11 protein-coding genes and 1 pseudogene are annotated in these 12723 nt (G+C 65.1%); 6 read left to right on the top strand and 6 right to left on the bottom strand.

Translation table 11 applies throughout. The features are described 5' to 3' along the window. The first annotated feature begins 130 nt into the window (after positions 1-130). The 4 genes from AB0J58_RS10635 to AB0J58_RS10620 all read left to right on the top strand — a co-directional run bounded on the left by AB0J58_RS10635 (position 131) and on the right by AB0J58_RS10620 (position 6846). The gene (locus tag AB0J58_RS10635; protein WP_364213101.1) at positions 131-754 is read left to right on the top strand and encodes an RICIN domain-containing protein; all 624 of its coding nucleotides are present in this window, start codon (positions 131-133) and stop codon (positions 752-754) included. 209 nt (positions 755-963) lie between these two features. Beyond that, complete coding sequence (locus tag AB0J58_RS10630; RefSeq protein ID WP_364213098.1) at positions 964-1758, top strand: hypothetical protein; 795 nt, start codon at positions 964-966, stop codon at positions 1756-1758. 693 nt (positions 1759-2451) lie between these two features. Continuing rightward, positions 2452-6321 (top strand): SGNH/GDSL hydrolase family protein, encoded by a 3870-nt coding sequence (locus tag AB0J58_RS10625; protein WP_364213095.1) that lies wholly within the window; start codon positions 2452-2454, stop codon positions 6319-6321. A 96-nt stretch (positions 6322-6417) separates the two neighbouring features. Continuing rightward, positions 6418-6846, top strand: a complete 429-nt coding sequence (locus AB0J58_RS10620; RefSeq protein ID WP_364213092.1) for a hypothetical protein — start codon at positions 6418-6420, stop codon at positions 6844-6846. Between the two features lie 924 nt (positions 6847-7770). Here AB0J58_RS10620 and AB0J58_RS10615 read toward each other — a convergent pair. From AB0J58_RS10615 to AB0J58_RS10600, 4 genes are all read right to left on the bottom strand, one after another. Then, a complete protein-coding gene (locus tag AB0J58_RS10615; RefSeq protein ID WP_364213089.1) occupies positions 7771-8181 on the bottom strand; it encodes a VOC family protein in 411 nt (136 codons plus the stop codon). A gap of 609 nt (positions 8182-8790) precedes the next feature. Beyond that, on the bottom strand, positions 8791-9336 hold the full coding sequence (locus tag AB0J58_RS10610; RefSeq protein ID WP_364213086.1) for a 3'-5' exonuclease: 546 nt from the start codon (positions 9334-9336) through the stop codon (positions 8791-8793). A 287-nt stretch (positions 9337-9623) separates the two neighbouring features. After that, entirely contained in the window at positions 9624-10295 is a 672-nt protein-coding gene (locus tag AB0J58_RS10605) for a phosphotransferase (RefSeq protein ID WP_364213107.1), read from the bottom strand. Positions 10296-10297: 2 nt separating this feature from the next. Beyond that, on the bottom strand, positions 10298-10591 hold the full coding sequence (locus AB0J58_RS10600) for a hypothetical protein (protein ID WP_364213110.1): 294 nt from the start codon (positions 10589-10591) through the stop codon (positions 10298-10300). Between the two features lie 187 nt (positions 10592-10778). Between AB0J58_RS10600 and AB0J58_RS10595 the strand changes: the two genes are divergently transcribed. Further along, positions 10779-11162, top strand: a complete 384-nt coding sequence (locus AB0J58_RS10595; protein WP_364213083.1) for a helix-turn-helix transcriptional regulator — start codon at positions 10779-10781, stop codon at positions 11160-11162. Positions 11163-11202: 40 nt separating this feature from the next. On the opposite strand, the gene AB0J58_RS10590 is transcribed toward AB0J58_RS10595, so the two are convergent. Continuing rightward, positions 11203-11685 carry a hypothetical protein gene (locus AB0J58_RS10590; RefSeq protein ID WP_364213080.1) on the bottom strand — a complete coding sequence of 161 codons (483 nt, stop codon included), beginning with the start codon at positions 11683-11685 and terminating at the stop codon, positions 11203-11205. Between the two features lie 451 nt (positions 11686-12136). Then, a complete protein-coding gene (locus AB0J58_RS10585) occupies positions 12137-12283 on the bottom strand; it encodes a hypothetical protein (protein WP_364213077.1) in 147 nt (48 codons plus the stop codon). A gap of 216 nt (positions 12284-12499) precedes the next feature. Here AB0J58_RS10585 and AB0J58_RS10580 point away from each other — a divergent pair. Further along, positions 12500-12625, top strand: a pseudogene (locus tag AB0J58_RS10580) (GntR family transcriptional regulator); the annotation flags it as partial. Between the last annotated feature and the right edge of the window lie 98 nt (positions 12626-12723).

Genomic DNA, 12723 nt, shown 5'->3' with positions numbered 1-12723 from the left:
GCTGCAGTACCGGTCCGACCTGTTGGACGGGTTCATCGCCGAGACCGGACTCGTGATCTCCGATCCGGCATAACCTCCAGCTTTCTTCCTCAGTATCGCACCTGCCATACAGGACAGTAGAGGAGGAGAAGTGCAGCTGAAGGGTAGTATGCGCCGCACCGTATCCAGACTAGGTGCAACAGTGCTGGCAGTGGCGACTGCCGCGCTCACAGTGTTTCCTGGAAATGCTGCCCACGCCGACTCGGTGAACAGGTGGGGGACCGCCGGCAATTACGGGCTGGGCTACTTGTTCCTGGAGGTACAAGCCTCCAGTACGGCGAATCTGGCTAACGTTATCGCGTACCCGTCAAACAGCGGCTCAGCCAACCAGTGGTGGTCGGACCATCACATATCAAACGGCTACTACTATCTAGTGAATAACAACAGCGGGAAGGTTCTCGATCGCTGGGACAGCCATACGGGTCCGGGTAGCGACGGCGGGTGCAGCACTCCGATGCAGTATCAGTGGGTGAACGAGACGCAGCAATACTGGCGCTTCGACGATGAGTACAGTAACTACTACGGCCAGTGGTTCAACATGTGGGTGAACCTGCCGGGATGTTCCGGAAACGCCTACCAGGCTACCCTCGGCGTAAATTTTTCCACAGCTTCTGTGAACGGTCTCTACACGACACAGTTCCACATGGACCGGTGCGTCTACGGCGACAGCAGCGGCATATATCACAGGTGCTACTGGAGGAGGAACGGCGCATGACACTTCGGCGAGGGAGCGCTGCAGCCGTCGCGACAGCGGCTGTGGCCACGGCCGCGGTCGCGGCTGTAGGGTTTTTTACCCAACTGTCCCAGGAGCAGCGGTCGGCGTTCGCTAGGACTGACTCGACCGTGGGACCTCCGGTTCCTTCCGATGTGCGCTCGACCGTCGGTCCGCCCGGAGAAGTGCGCGAGCCCGTGCTAGGTGAGATCGTGAAGGTCACGAATTCCACCCATGTACCGATGCCGCTCGACTCCCATCTCACGTCGATGAGCGACATCAAGATCATCGACCAAGCTCAGGATGTCGCAGCGGCCACATGTATGCGGTCGCTCGGCTTTGCTCAGTGGACGGCCAGCACTATTCGTACGTGGCGTCCGGAGGATTATCGTGAATTCGACAACTTCGAATACTTGGATCCCGAGATCGCTGCCGAGTCGGGCTACCCACGCCTCCCTTCGGCGAAAACTGCCCCAACCGACGCCCAATCGAAGCACGAGCCCACTCCCGAGGAAAAGGCCGCATTCTACGGCGGTACGGCTCAGACCATGACAGGACGTGCCGTCCCGGCCGGAGGATGTGTGCGTCAGGCCGATCAGAGCATCTACGGCAAGGCCGGCGGCGCCCTGCCCGCCGACCCTCGGAGTCTTGCGGTCGGCTCGCGCTCACGCGCACTGGGGGACAGTCGAGTACGAGCAGCGATCACTGCATGGCGCACATGCATGCATGACGCGGGTATGACGTCATACCAGCACCCGGTCACCTCGAAAAATGATTCCAGGTGGCAGTCGCGTGACGCTGGTACACCCGCATCGGCCGAGGAAAAACGAGTGGCCGTAGCTGACGCGAACTGCCAGAGCAAAGTAAATCTTGTGGGGGTATACAAGACGGTCCGGAAGGCGTACGAACAGCAACTACTCGACGATAATCGAGCCAAGATCGACGAGTCCAAGCGCATCTTCGGCGACTGGGTCAACAACGCCAAGGCAATCATCAAGGCCGGCTGAACCTCGTCTGGATCAAGATGGCGCCTCAGGTGAGATGCCTGCAAACGGAAACGCTGTGTGGGAATAGCGGAGGTTGGTGCGTCCCTTTACGCTGTTCCCGCACAACCGTCTCGGAAAGCCTGCAGCTTGAGAAGTCGGGGCATTCCTGCATGAATAGGCCACCTGGGCGGCACACGAGCCACGCCCACGATGGAGGCGCACGGCGAGCGGGCCGGCCGATCACCATGACCGCGGTGAGCTGAAAAGTCCAGCTGGAGCGATGGCTGCGCCCTGTTCGTCGCCATTTATCAGCGACTCGGCGCCGCGCTGGCTGCGCACCTGGTTCACGGTCTATGCCTTCCGAACCGAACCCCATCGAGGGCGGTCTGGTCACTCCGTAAACGGCCGCACCTGCAGGACGCATGCCTCACCCAGAACAGCCTCACGATCGAACAGTCCGTGACCATGACCGACAACCTGTAAGCCCCTCAAAGCATGGAGCCTGCATTGTCCAGAAAGGGTCTTCCTTCGCGTGCCTTATGCATAGCGGCCGTCGTCGTCGCCGGGCTACTACCCGCGGGTACCGCCGACGCCGTAGATGCTCCCACCAAACAAACGGCCCCGCCCTCGCCAACGCCGGCCCCGGACCGCTCGGCGATCCAGGCCGATCAGGCGGATCGGCTCCTGCCGAAGGATTGGCGGACATCAAAGGACGTGGCGGTCACCTCGGCGGGTGACGCGAGCGGCTTCCACGTCCTGGCCGCCGAGCAGAGTTCGGGCTACCAGTGGCGCACGGTAGCCACGCTCAGCGAGCCGGGCATGGACACCAACCAGTGGGTCGGAAACGTCTGCGTCACCGGCTCAGGTAAGAGCATCGTCGCGGTCTACGCCCCGCGCCACTTCACCAACCGACCGCACCTGTTCAGCAGAGGCGCGTTCGCCGCGATCATCGACGTGGACACGGGCGAGGTCACGAAGCTCAAACAGCAGACGAGCCTGGCCTACTACAACCCCGGTTGCGGATCGGGGGATCAGGCGGTCCTCACACAGGGCACGATCGAAGGGCGCGCATCCACCGGGCTGTTGCGTATCGACACCGCCAAGAAGGCGATGGCCGAACGGGTCATCACCGCCGGTCAGGTCACCTCCGCGGTGGCAGCGGGCACGAAGGTCTTCGCGGCCAAAGGCAACCAACTCGTCGAGGTGTCCGCGTCTGGGAAGATCAAGCGGCTGGCCACGGCCGACTCTGTCCCCTTCGACCTGCGCCCGACCGCCGACGGGGGCGTCGCCTTCGCGGAGCAGCACGGGGCGCGGGTGACCGTACGCCATTATCGGGCCGGTTCGACTCGTACGCTGGCGACGGGAACTCTCGGCAAGCTCTCCGTTCGCTCCGGCGACAACGGCAAGGTCTTCCTGCTGGGGGAGGCGGAGCAAGTGGGGTCGTTGCCGCACGAGGTCTCGATCCTGCCGGCGCCTCCTCACGCCGAGGTTTCCTCGGACGGCGGCCTGCTGGTCGAGAGCGCGGCCAGCAGGAGCCTGCGGGCCGGTCGGCTCGGTGACCCGAAGGACACCGCCATCTCCGGTCCCAGCGCGGACAAGTCCGGGGAGTCCTCGGTGGATGTGACGGCCCGGGTGGTGGCCACCGGAGCTGAGGTCGCCTTCGAAGTGTCGCCGCAGGCGCGCGTGTCGCCGCAGGCGGACACGGGCCGCGCCGTCAACCCCCGGCTGGCCGTGGCACGTCCGGCGCCGGAAGGTGCCTCGGTCGCGGCTTCGACGGGCGGCACGGTGGACACGGGCTACACCTGCGCAGTGCCGCGCAACGACCCGACGATCCAGGTCTACCAGCCGCACTGGCGCCAGGTGGAGTGGGCGGTGGACCAGCTTGTCTTCAAGGACCGGCTGAACATCACCCGTGGCACCGCCACGACCTCGTGGAAGGGGTCCGGGCTGGCTCCATGGAACCCGCAGGACATGTTCCCCGCGCCCGACCTCATCGGAGGCGGACGGATCCCAGTATCGATCATGCTTGGTGTCCTGGCCCAGGAATCCAACCTCTGGCAAGCGCAGCGCAACGTGCTGGAGGGCGAGACCGGCAATCCGCTGATCGGCAACTACTACGGGCTCAAGCTGTATGACACGAACCCCTCCAATGACTGGGAAGTCGACTTCTCCGAGGCTGACTGCGGCTACGGCATCAGCCAGCAGACCGACCACATGCGCAAGGCGGGTCACGCCCGGCCGGGAGAGACCCTGTGGCCCCCGGACAAACAGAAGGCCGTCGCCCTCGACTATGTGACCAACATCGCGGCGGGCATGCAGACGCTGGCGTCGAAGTGGAACGAGATTCTGCAGGACACCGGCGGCCAGGCGAAGATCAACAATGGCGACCCGTCCAAGATCGAGAACTGGTATTTCGCCGTGTGGGCGTACAACTCCGGCTGGCACCCCAAATCGGCCAAGGACGGCAACGACTCAAATGGCAACCCCAACAACGGAGCCTGGGGCGTCGGCTGGGCGAACAATCCCACCAACCCGGACTGGCACGCGGGCCGCTACCCCTTCCTCGACGGCAACAACTACGCGGACGCGTCGCATCCGCAGTGGTGGCCCTATCAGGAGAAGGTGCTGGGCTGGTCGGCCTGGCCGATCGCCAAGACGTACTGGGACGCCACCCAGGAGAAGTGGGCCGACCAAGCCGGTTACAACGCGCCATGGTGGATAAGCGACAGCCTGCGCAGGGAGATCGTCCCCACGCTCGGCGCGGCGGGCGGTTGGGCGGTGGACATCAATGCCTTCTGCTACATCGCACCCGCAGGAAGCGGCGCCGAGGACAACGATTGCTTCCCGGGGACATCGAGCGGGAGCACCGTGACCAACGGCACCTGCATGAGAAGCGACTTCAAATGCTGGTGGCACATGCCGAAGGCATGGAAATCCGACTGCGCCGCCACCTGCGGAAACGAGGCGTACATCCGGTACGACAACACATGGGCCGCCAAGGAACGGGACGAGCCGACCGACCACTGGACACCGTGCCTGACATCTGGGCTGCCCGCCGGTGCCCTCGTCGTCGACGATGTGCTCAAGTCCGTTCCGGCGATCCGCGGCGGTTGCGACAACAGCGGATGGACCAACAACGGCACCCTCACCTTCGAGTTCGGTCAGGACGCGGCCGGACGCGTACCGGCCAGAGCCGACTTCCAGCAACTCGGCAACGGATTCGGCGGTCACGAATGGTTCGGCTACACCCGCAACCTCGCCAACAACGGCCAGGTCATGGAGGTAAAGGGCACCTGGGCCCTCGACTCGAGCAACCCGATCCACGGTTGGGCCCGGGTCCTCGTGCACGTACCCAAACGGCGGGCCGAGTCCCACCAGGCCCCGTACACCATCGATCTTGGCAACGGAACCACCCATACTCGGTATCTGTCCGTTGGACGTGAGGAGAACTCCTGGCAGAGCCTCGGGGCATTCCAGTTCGACGGCGTGCCGAAGGTCGCCCTGAGCACGCTGAACTTCGACGGGAACGGAACCTTCCCCATCGCCTGGGACGCCATCGCCTTCCAAAAGCTCCCGGGAAAACCAAAACATTTCGTTGTGGCCATGGGCGACTCGTTCTCGTCTGGAGAGGGCGCCGGTGACTACTACAGGGAGACAGACAACAATTACCTGAAGGTTGGCTGGAACGCTTGTCGCCGCAGCAGGAACGCCTGGGCCAGAAAGACTGTCCTCCCCGGTGAGACGGAGACCGTGGGTGCGCTCGCCGACAGGTTCGACCCTCGTCTCGACTTCGCATTCCTCGCCTGTTCCGGAGCCTTCGCCTTCCGCCAATTCGAAAGCAAACCGTCGTACTGGAGCGACCAGTACAATTGGGATACCTACGTGGGGAACGCCGACGGACGCTACCGGGAGGTCTCCCAACTCGAAGCCGGGTACCTGGACGAGAACACCACACTGGTCACCATGACGTTCGGCGGGAACGACGCCGGCTTCGCGCCTGCACTCACCGATTGCGCCTTGCCCGTCGACTGCAGCGACGCGGCATACAAGGCGAACCGCGAGACAGACATCGACAATGCCATGAGTTGGGTCGGGCCCGTCCTGTCCGGCGTCGCCACGAAAGTGGGGAACGGCACGCGCGCCAAGAAGGCATCCATTGTCCTCATGGGATACCCGAGGCTGATGACCACCGCCGACAAGGGCAACAGCCTCTGCGAGGCCGCGCTCTACTATTTCAACGTCGATGAGAGAGAAATGCTCGACGGTCTCGCCGACTACGCCGCCACCAAACAGGCGGCCCTGGTCACCGCCCGAGCTTCCGAGGGGGTCAGTTACGCCAACCCCATAGCCAAGTTCGACAGCCATGGCATCTGCGCGAACGCGGCCAACGGAAGCTGGTTCGTCGTGCCGAAACAAGGAACCGGGCAGGGCGGGGACTTCCCGACGATCCCCCAATGCGTGTGGAAGAACGAGGCGCCACGCTGCGTCAGTCGTGAGAGCGTGCACCCCAACACGCAGGGAACGACGGCTTACGCAGAAGTCCTGCAAAGCCATCTGGCCACCATCAATTACACCGGCTGGTGACGCCCCCCGCCCTGGGCAGGTCCATTCCCGTCCAGGGCGGTCCTTTCGCGTGAAGCGGTCCGGAGAGGACTAGACTGGCGACGGCTGGAGGTTCACATGACCACCAACTCGAAACGCTTCTTTCTACTGGCCTTTTTCGCGCTCCTGGTCCTCATCGTCGTCGCCGTCGTGGCGCCTTTAGGATGGACCCTGCTCTACCATCGTCAGCACGAAGAAACGACGGCACAAGCCACTGCGAAGACCCGTAGGCTCGCCGACGATTTCGCCGGCGAACTGGGCGCCCTGGTCGCCGGCCGATGGCCGACGGATAAGCAGATCCGCAACCTCGGCAACACCTACGACGTGCTCGTGTCGCGCATCACGAAGCAACGGCCGAGGGTCCGGGTCAGCGTCGAGACGGTCGCCACGACGCGGGAGTCCTTCGGAGGCGGCGTGCTCAGAAGCTGCTTCCACGTCGAGGCGGTCAAAGTCGGTGACGATCGTGTCCAGACCTCCGTCACCTCTGCTCAGGACTGCTCCGGCTGATCCTGGATCCACCGAGCCGACTATGATGCGAGCGTCGTGAAGGAGATCAGCGTGACGAAAACGTACGCTGAACCCGGTCTCCCGGCTCACTGATAGCGCGCGATCGTCACTCTTCGAATTTAGGCGGCGATCAGGTCCCACACGTGCCGCCGCACGCGCGCTCTGGCTCGGGCGATTCGAAGGCGCAGCTGATCAGAAGTCCCGCCGGATGGTGGAGTCCGACGGCGGCGTGCCGAACACCTGTTCCAGGGAGGGGAACGCCCCGCTGCTGAAGGGGAGGAGGATCTCGCCGTCTCCGCCTGGGACATCCAACTCTATGAGGAGTGTGGATGCGGTGATGACTTCTGCCAGAGCTTCTACACGGCCGAGCGGCCGGACGGAGCGTACGGGCCCGGGCTCAGATGCGTGCCGCTGCTTCCGCCGAGAGGTGATCTGATCCTTGACGTCGTTGAGGGACGGATCATGTACGTGGAGGTCCTGCACTACCCGAAGCTGCCACGTCCGGTGAGTTGAAGCCATCAGCTTGGGAAGCGGCCACTGATCTTCGTGCGCTGACCTGCGGAATCGTAGGTCCTGCTAGGGGCGGTGTGACTCCCCGCTGTTCCCCGTGATTCACCATGATCGCCCGCTGCGTCTGGCGCGAATCCGGCACGACGATCATGGAGTCAACCAGTACGGATGCACCTGAGATTCGGCCTCTCGGTCTCGTGCCCAGTGGCCCCCGCCTCCTCGGCCTGTGCACCCTCCACGCCCTCCGAGACGGTGGGCCAGGCTGACGAAGGAAGCCCGGACCTTCGATCGCCGTCAACCGGTTCGGTGATCAGCCACAGCGCGATCGCGACCTGTATGGGTGTGGTGGCTGACCCATAGCTAGGGCCTGTCTCAAAGTCGTCACGCAGTAGGGCATATGGCTTTGATACAGGCCTAGTCGCGCTTGGGCCAGATCAGGCCCTGGTCGGTCCAGATGACGCCCTTGTTGCGGCACAGGCAGAAGGGGTGGCCGATCGGGTCGGTGTAGACCCGCCAGCCGTAGCCGTCGGGGCCGATGAAGTCCTGCCGCAGCGTCGCGCCGAGGTCGAGGACGCGGCGCTGCTCGGACTCGATCTCGTCCACTTCGAAGTCGAGGTGGAACTGCTTGGGGTGCTCGCTGTCGGGCCACTGCGGTGCGCGATAGTCGTCCACCCGGATGAAGGCCAGCTCGACCTCGCCGAACTTGATGCCGGCCCAGTTCTCGTGGCTGCCTTCCTTGATCGGGCGGCCCGTCATCTCGGAGTAGAAGGCCACCAGCTTCATCGTGTCCGGGCAGTCGATGATGAAATCGGTGAGTCGCAGCATCCCGCGATCCTGTCACAAGATCTTTGATACAGGCCTTGGCCACGATGGCGGGAACCGGGCGGCCACCGGAGCCCGTCCTCTGTGTGGACGCGGTGGCGGGGCCGGTGACGGCGCGTCCTTGGCCGGTGGGTGAGGTCTGGTGCGGCGGGCGGCCTGTGTTCCCGCCGCCGGCCGGGACCGGCGCCCACGCCGCACACCCCGCCGGGCGGAGCGGGCGGCGGGCCGTACACCGACTCGGGGGAGTCCAACGACGAACGAGGGCTCGAGCACCGCGACGAGAAAGCCACCCGGACCGTGCCGATCCCTCCGGAGCCGGTGGCCATCCTGCGCGAGCACATCGACAGGTACGGCGTCGCCGAGGACGGCCGGCTGTTCCGGACCCGTATCGGAATCTGGCCCGCTCGCTGTGTCTTCGGCAATCTCCGATGTTCCCACCGTGCCGTCAGAGCGAAACAAGGTCGGCCACGCTGTCCAGTGGGCCAGGGCCGAGGCACGAAGCCTTGGACCGCCGATCGCCCCCAACCCTTTGCGATGATCACCAACAGTCAGGCGATAGCCGGGGGGGGGCACCACTGAGGGAGAACGTGGTGATACGCGGGCTCGCTGTGGTCAGAGCCAGGCATTGCGTGCGACCAAGTTGAGCACCAGGGCGCCGGCATTCCAGGCGTCGTCAACTCCACGGTGTTCTTTGCCTTCCAAGGGAAGGCCGGCGAGTCGGAAGGCTTCGGGGCGGTCGGGCCCATGTGAAAGACCGTAGGCGGCGGCAAATTTTTGTTTGGCATTGGTATGAGAAGGACTGAGAGGGTAAAAGACGCCTGCGGCGGCGCACTGTTCGGTGAACTGCCTGCGATCGAAGTCGCCCCAGCTCGCCCAGTGCCGTGTTCTCGCCTCATGATCGCTGATGAGCAGGGCGCACGCCTCGGAGAAGGAGAGGCCTTGGTCGACCTCGCGCTGGGTAAGACCAGTCAGCTCAGTGCAGAAATCTGTGACCGTCGAACGCTCCGGCCGGATGAGAATCCGGTGCCGGGACACCCGAGTCCGAGTGGTGAGGTCCACGACGCACAGGCCGACTTCGATAATCTCTGCGATCTGACCGGGTGGCGCGATACGACCAGGCCAGCAGGTCGCCTCGACGTCGAGGATATTCAGTAACATCAGCACCTCATCCAGATGATTTTCGAACGCACTTTACTGACATTTCACCCGTTCGCTGATGATCAATGAATTTGCAAGCACACCTTCCGTCCTGACCTGGGCGAGCAGGCCGACGGCATGGTCGACGTCCAGGCCCTCGCCGCCGAGGTCGCGCGTCGGCTGCAGAACCCGCCGGATCCGTAACGGTGGACTGCTGCACCGCGAGGGCCGTTTTGTGTTTTGTAACGCGCGTTTTCGTGTATGACGCTTTGAGCGTAAGCCGGGCCTCGCCGCTCTCAGGTTGAGGTTCACCGCGTAGCGGCGGCCGATAACCTCTGCTGCCCCACCCCGCCAACGCGGTACCTCGTCCAGGCGAGTGCGGCCTGGCTGGCTCGCCGCTGGTAAGCCCGCAGGTTGGGCACGCCCGGAGGGACGGGCCGGCGAGCCACGCGCGCCCAGTACCCGGCGTAGGCCGCCGCGTAGCCGGTGATCACTTCAGGTGAGACGGCCTCCCATACTGGGACGCCGGCCAAGACTGCCTCCGCCGCCCGGGGAGTATGGTCCGCCATGATCAGATGGGGAATCAGATCCACGATGTCCTGCCAAGCTGCCCCGTTGCAGGGTTGCGCCCAGTCGACGACCATCACGGTCTTCGCCGAGGTGATCAACAGGTTGTCCGGGCGAACGTCGCCGTGTACCAGCGTGGCGCCGTCCGCGCTGCTCACCCACCGAGACCCCAGGTCGGTCAGCGCGGGCAGATGGCGGCGCTCCCACTGCCCGAGCTCATCGGGAGGCGACTGCGACAGCTCCGCCCAGCCGCGTAACCACTGTCCGCGAGTAGCGGAGGCGGGCGGTAGGTCATGCACAGGAGTGGGAGTGAGAATCTCGGTCATCGCCGACAGAGCGGTGACCGTGGTGTCGATGTCGGGCGAGTCGGGGGAAAGGTCAGGGTGAGTCCCGGCGACGTCGTCGAAGATCAGGATTACCCAGCCTGCCCCTTCGCCGTGCCAGCGCAGCTTCGGAGCCGGTGTGCGGTCCGGGAGCCGCGCCTCGGTCCGGTACCTGCCGGCCAGCGGATGCCTGAGGAGATGGTCACGTCGGCGGCGCGACCGGTCGCGTTCAGCAGTGACAGGGTTCCCCAGCCGCCCGACTGGTACTGGCCGTAGCCGACCACCCAGTCGTCGGCGGGGACGGCGAGGAGCTCGTGCCGTATGCGGTCCAGCAGGTCCGGGTCGATGGTGACGTCTGTGCAGGCCACCTGTTGAGTCAGGGTCATGGGCGAGAGCTCCCTTCGAGGCGGTGCCGTGGTCGGCCCGCTGCCAGATGAGCGCCGATGCCGGCGCCCGACCAGCGCGCGTGCCAGACCTGCACGCCGTGTGCAGAATCTGCACACGAGCCCGCCGGGCCGGGGCTGTGAGCGTACGGTGAGCAGGGACAAGTGTGTCGTGACACTGGGAGCCGCGATGGGCGGGCAACAGAGCACACACGAAAGCGCAAACGATCATCAATGGCGGTCGCCGCGGCTTCGAGCGCTGATCGACAACCGCGATGTCGGCGGCGTCATCCGGTTCGCGCGGCAGCTATGGGGCTGGAAGCAATCCGACCTAGGGCAGGCGGCGGGTTACTCGGCGTCGACGATCTCCCGGCTGGAGACGGGAAAGCGGGCCGGGGTCGACCTTCAGATGCTGCGCGACGTCGCCGAGGCAGCCGGAGTGCCCGGATATGTCCTCGGTGCTTTGATCGCTCCGGCGGTTACGGTGATAGCAACGACGGATCAAGCGAAGGAGGACGACTCGATGCGCCGCCGGGCTCGCTATCCCCGCTCACCTGCTCTCCCAGCTCGATGACGCGCTAGCGGTCCTGCCGACGCCGTCGAGCCCTCCCGTCTCAGCGCAGATCGCCGCTCGGCTGGCTCGGGCCCGAGCCAACTTCGACAGCGGCGATCTCGCCCAGCTTGTCACCGAGCTGCCCGACATGCTCGCCCTGGCCCACGAAGCGGCCGAAACCCGAACGACGCCGGCCGCCTACGCGCAGGCCGCCGCATGCTACGACGTGGCGACCGAGGCCCTGAGCAAGATCGGCCGATACGAGGCGAGCAGGATCACTGCAGACCGCGCCAGCACGTTCGCGGGTCTGTCCGGCTCCCCGATCAGCATGGCCACCTCGGCATGTGCGCTGAGCATCGTGCTGCGCCACGACGGCCGTCACAAGATCGCCGACCGGCTCACCCTGCAGGCCACTCACCGTCTGGAAACCGCAGGTCTTGATACGTCGGCCCGCGCCGCCGCCTACGCCCAGATGCTGTGCACCTGCGCCTACACTGCCGCGCAGGCAGGAGATCGGGATCGTGCTCTCGGCATGATCAGGCAAGCTGTTCGCGTCGCCAACCGGCTGCCCCCGCGGACTCCGGTCAGTCGTTCACCAGCGCGCACGTCAGCCTCTATGAGATCGGCGTGCACTGGTCCCTCGGCGACGCAGGGGCGGCTCTGCGCGCGGGGCGTGGCGTGCACCCCAGCCAGCTGCCTACCCCCGAGCGGCGGGGGCGTTTGTACACCGACCTGGCGCGGGCGTGGTGGCAGTGGGGCAAGCCTGAGCAGACCGCGTCGGCGTTGCTGAATGCGTGCCGGGAGTCGCTCGGGGAAGTGCGCGCTCGGCCAGGCATCCGCGCGATGGCAGTGGATCTGATCACCCGGCATCCTCGGGTGTCTGGTGTGCGGGCGCTGGCCGTCACTATCGGTTATCGGCGCTAACCTGTGTGGCCCTCGCGTCCCGCTGAGTGGGGACGAAGGTATGGCTGGCATCCGGTTGCCAGCCGTACCGATCAGAACCCGGTCATGCTGAGGATCGTGATCATCGCGGTGACCGCGCAGCCGTAGGCGCACAGGCGCATAACGGCGGGGCGGGGCGAGCGGGCCGCGGCGTACATGATGAGCAGGACCGCGACGGCAAGGCTGGTAGCGGCCAGCAACGTCGTCGGCGATGGTGGAGCGGTCGGTGGAGGCGACGACGCTGCGGATCCAGGCTTGCGCGCTTGGGATGGAGTCGGCGATGCCGGGCAGGCTTGTCGTGTACGGGGTCGTTTGGACAGGCATGGTGGACCACCTTGGATTGTGGACTCAGGCGTGTTTCCTGGTTCCACAATTTGCAAGCTGGTCAACGTGTACTGGTGAATCGCCCGCTGTACATGCAGATCGTGGAAGAGCTCCGGCTGAGGATCGCCAGCGGAGAGCTCCCGCCTGGGAGTCGTCTTCCGTCGCGCCCGGAGCTGATGCGTCAGTACGGGATTTCCGACGGCACAGCAGTTCGCGTCGCCCGCACTCTGATCGCTGAGGGGCCGGCAGTGGCCCGAGACGGGTCGGGCACCTATGTTCGTGCTCGCCCTCAGCTGCAACGCCTGGTGCGCAGCTG

Source organism: Streptosporangium sp. NPDC049644 (genome assembly GCF_040675205.1).
Classification (GTDB): Bacteria; Actinomycetota; Actinomycetes; order Streptosporangiales; family Streptosporangiaceae; genus Streptosporangium; species Streptosporangium fukuiense.
The sequence above is the reverse complement of the archived record's forward strand: the minus strand, read 5'-3'. Positions and strand labels throughout refer to the sequence as shown.

Coding starts and splice junctions, on each gene's coding strand:
- AB0J58_RS10620 (WP_364213092.1), top strand. CDS start 6,418: ATGACCACCAACTCGAAACGCTTCTTTCTACTGGCCTTTTTCGCGCTC.
- AB0J58_RS10615 (WP_364213089.1), bottom strand. CDS start 8,181: ATGCTGCGACTCACCGATTTCATCATCGACTGCCCGGACACGATGAAG.
- AB0J58_RS10610 (WP_364213086.1), bottom strand. CDS start 9,336: ATGTTACTGAATATCCTCGACGTCGAGGCGACCTGCTGGCCTGGTCGT.
- AB0J58_RS10600 (WP_364213110.1), bottom strand. CDS start 10,591: ATGACCCTGACTCAACAGGTGGCCTGCACAGACGTCACCATCGACCCG.
- AB0J58_RS10595 (WP_364213083.1), top strand. CDS start 10,779: ATGGGCGGGCAACAGAGCACACACGAAAGCGCAAACGATCATCAATGG.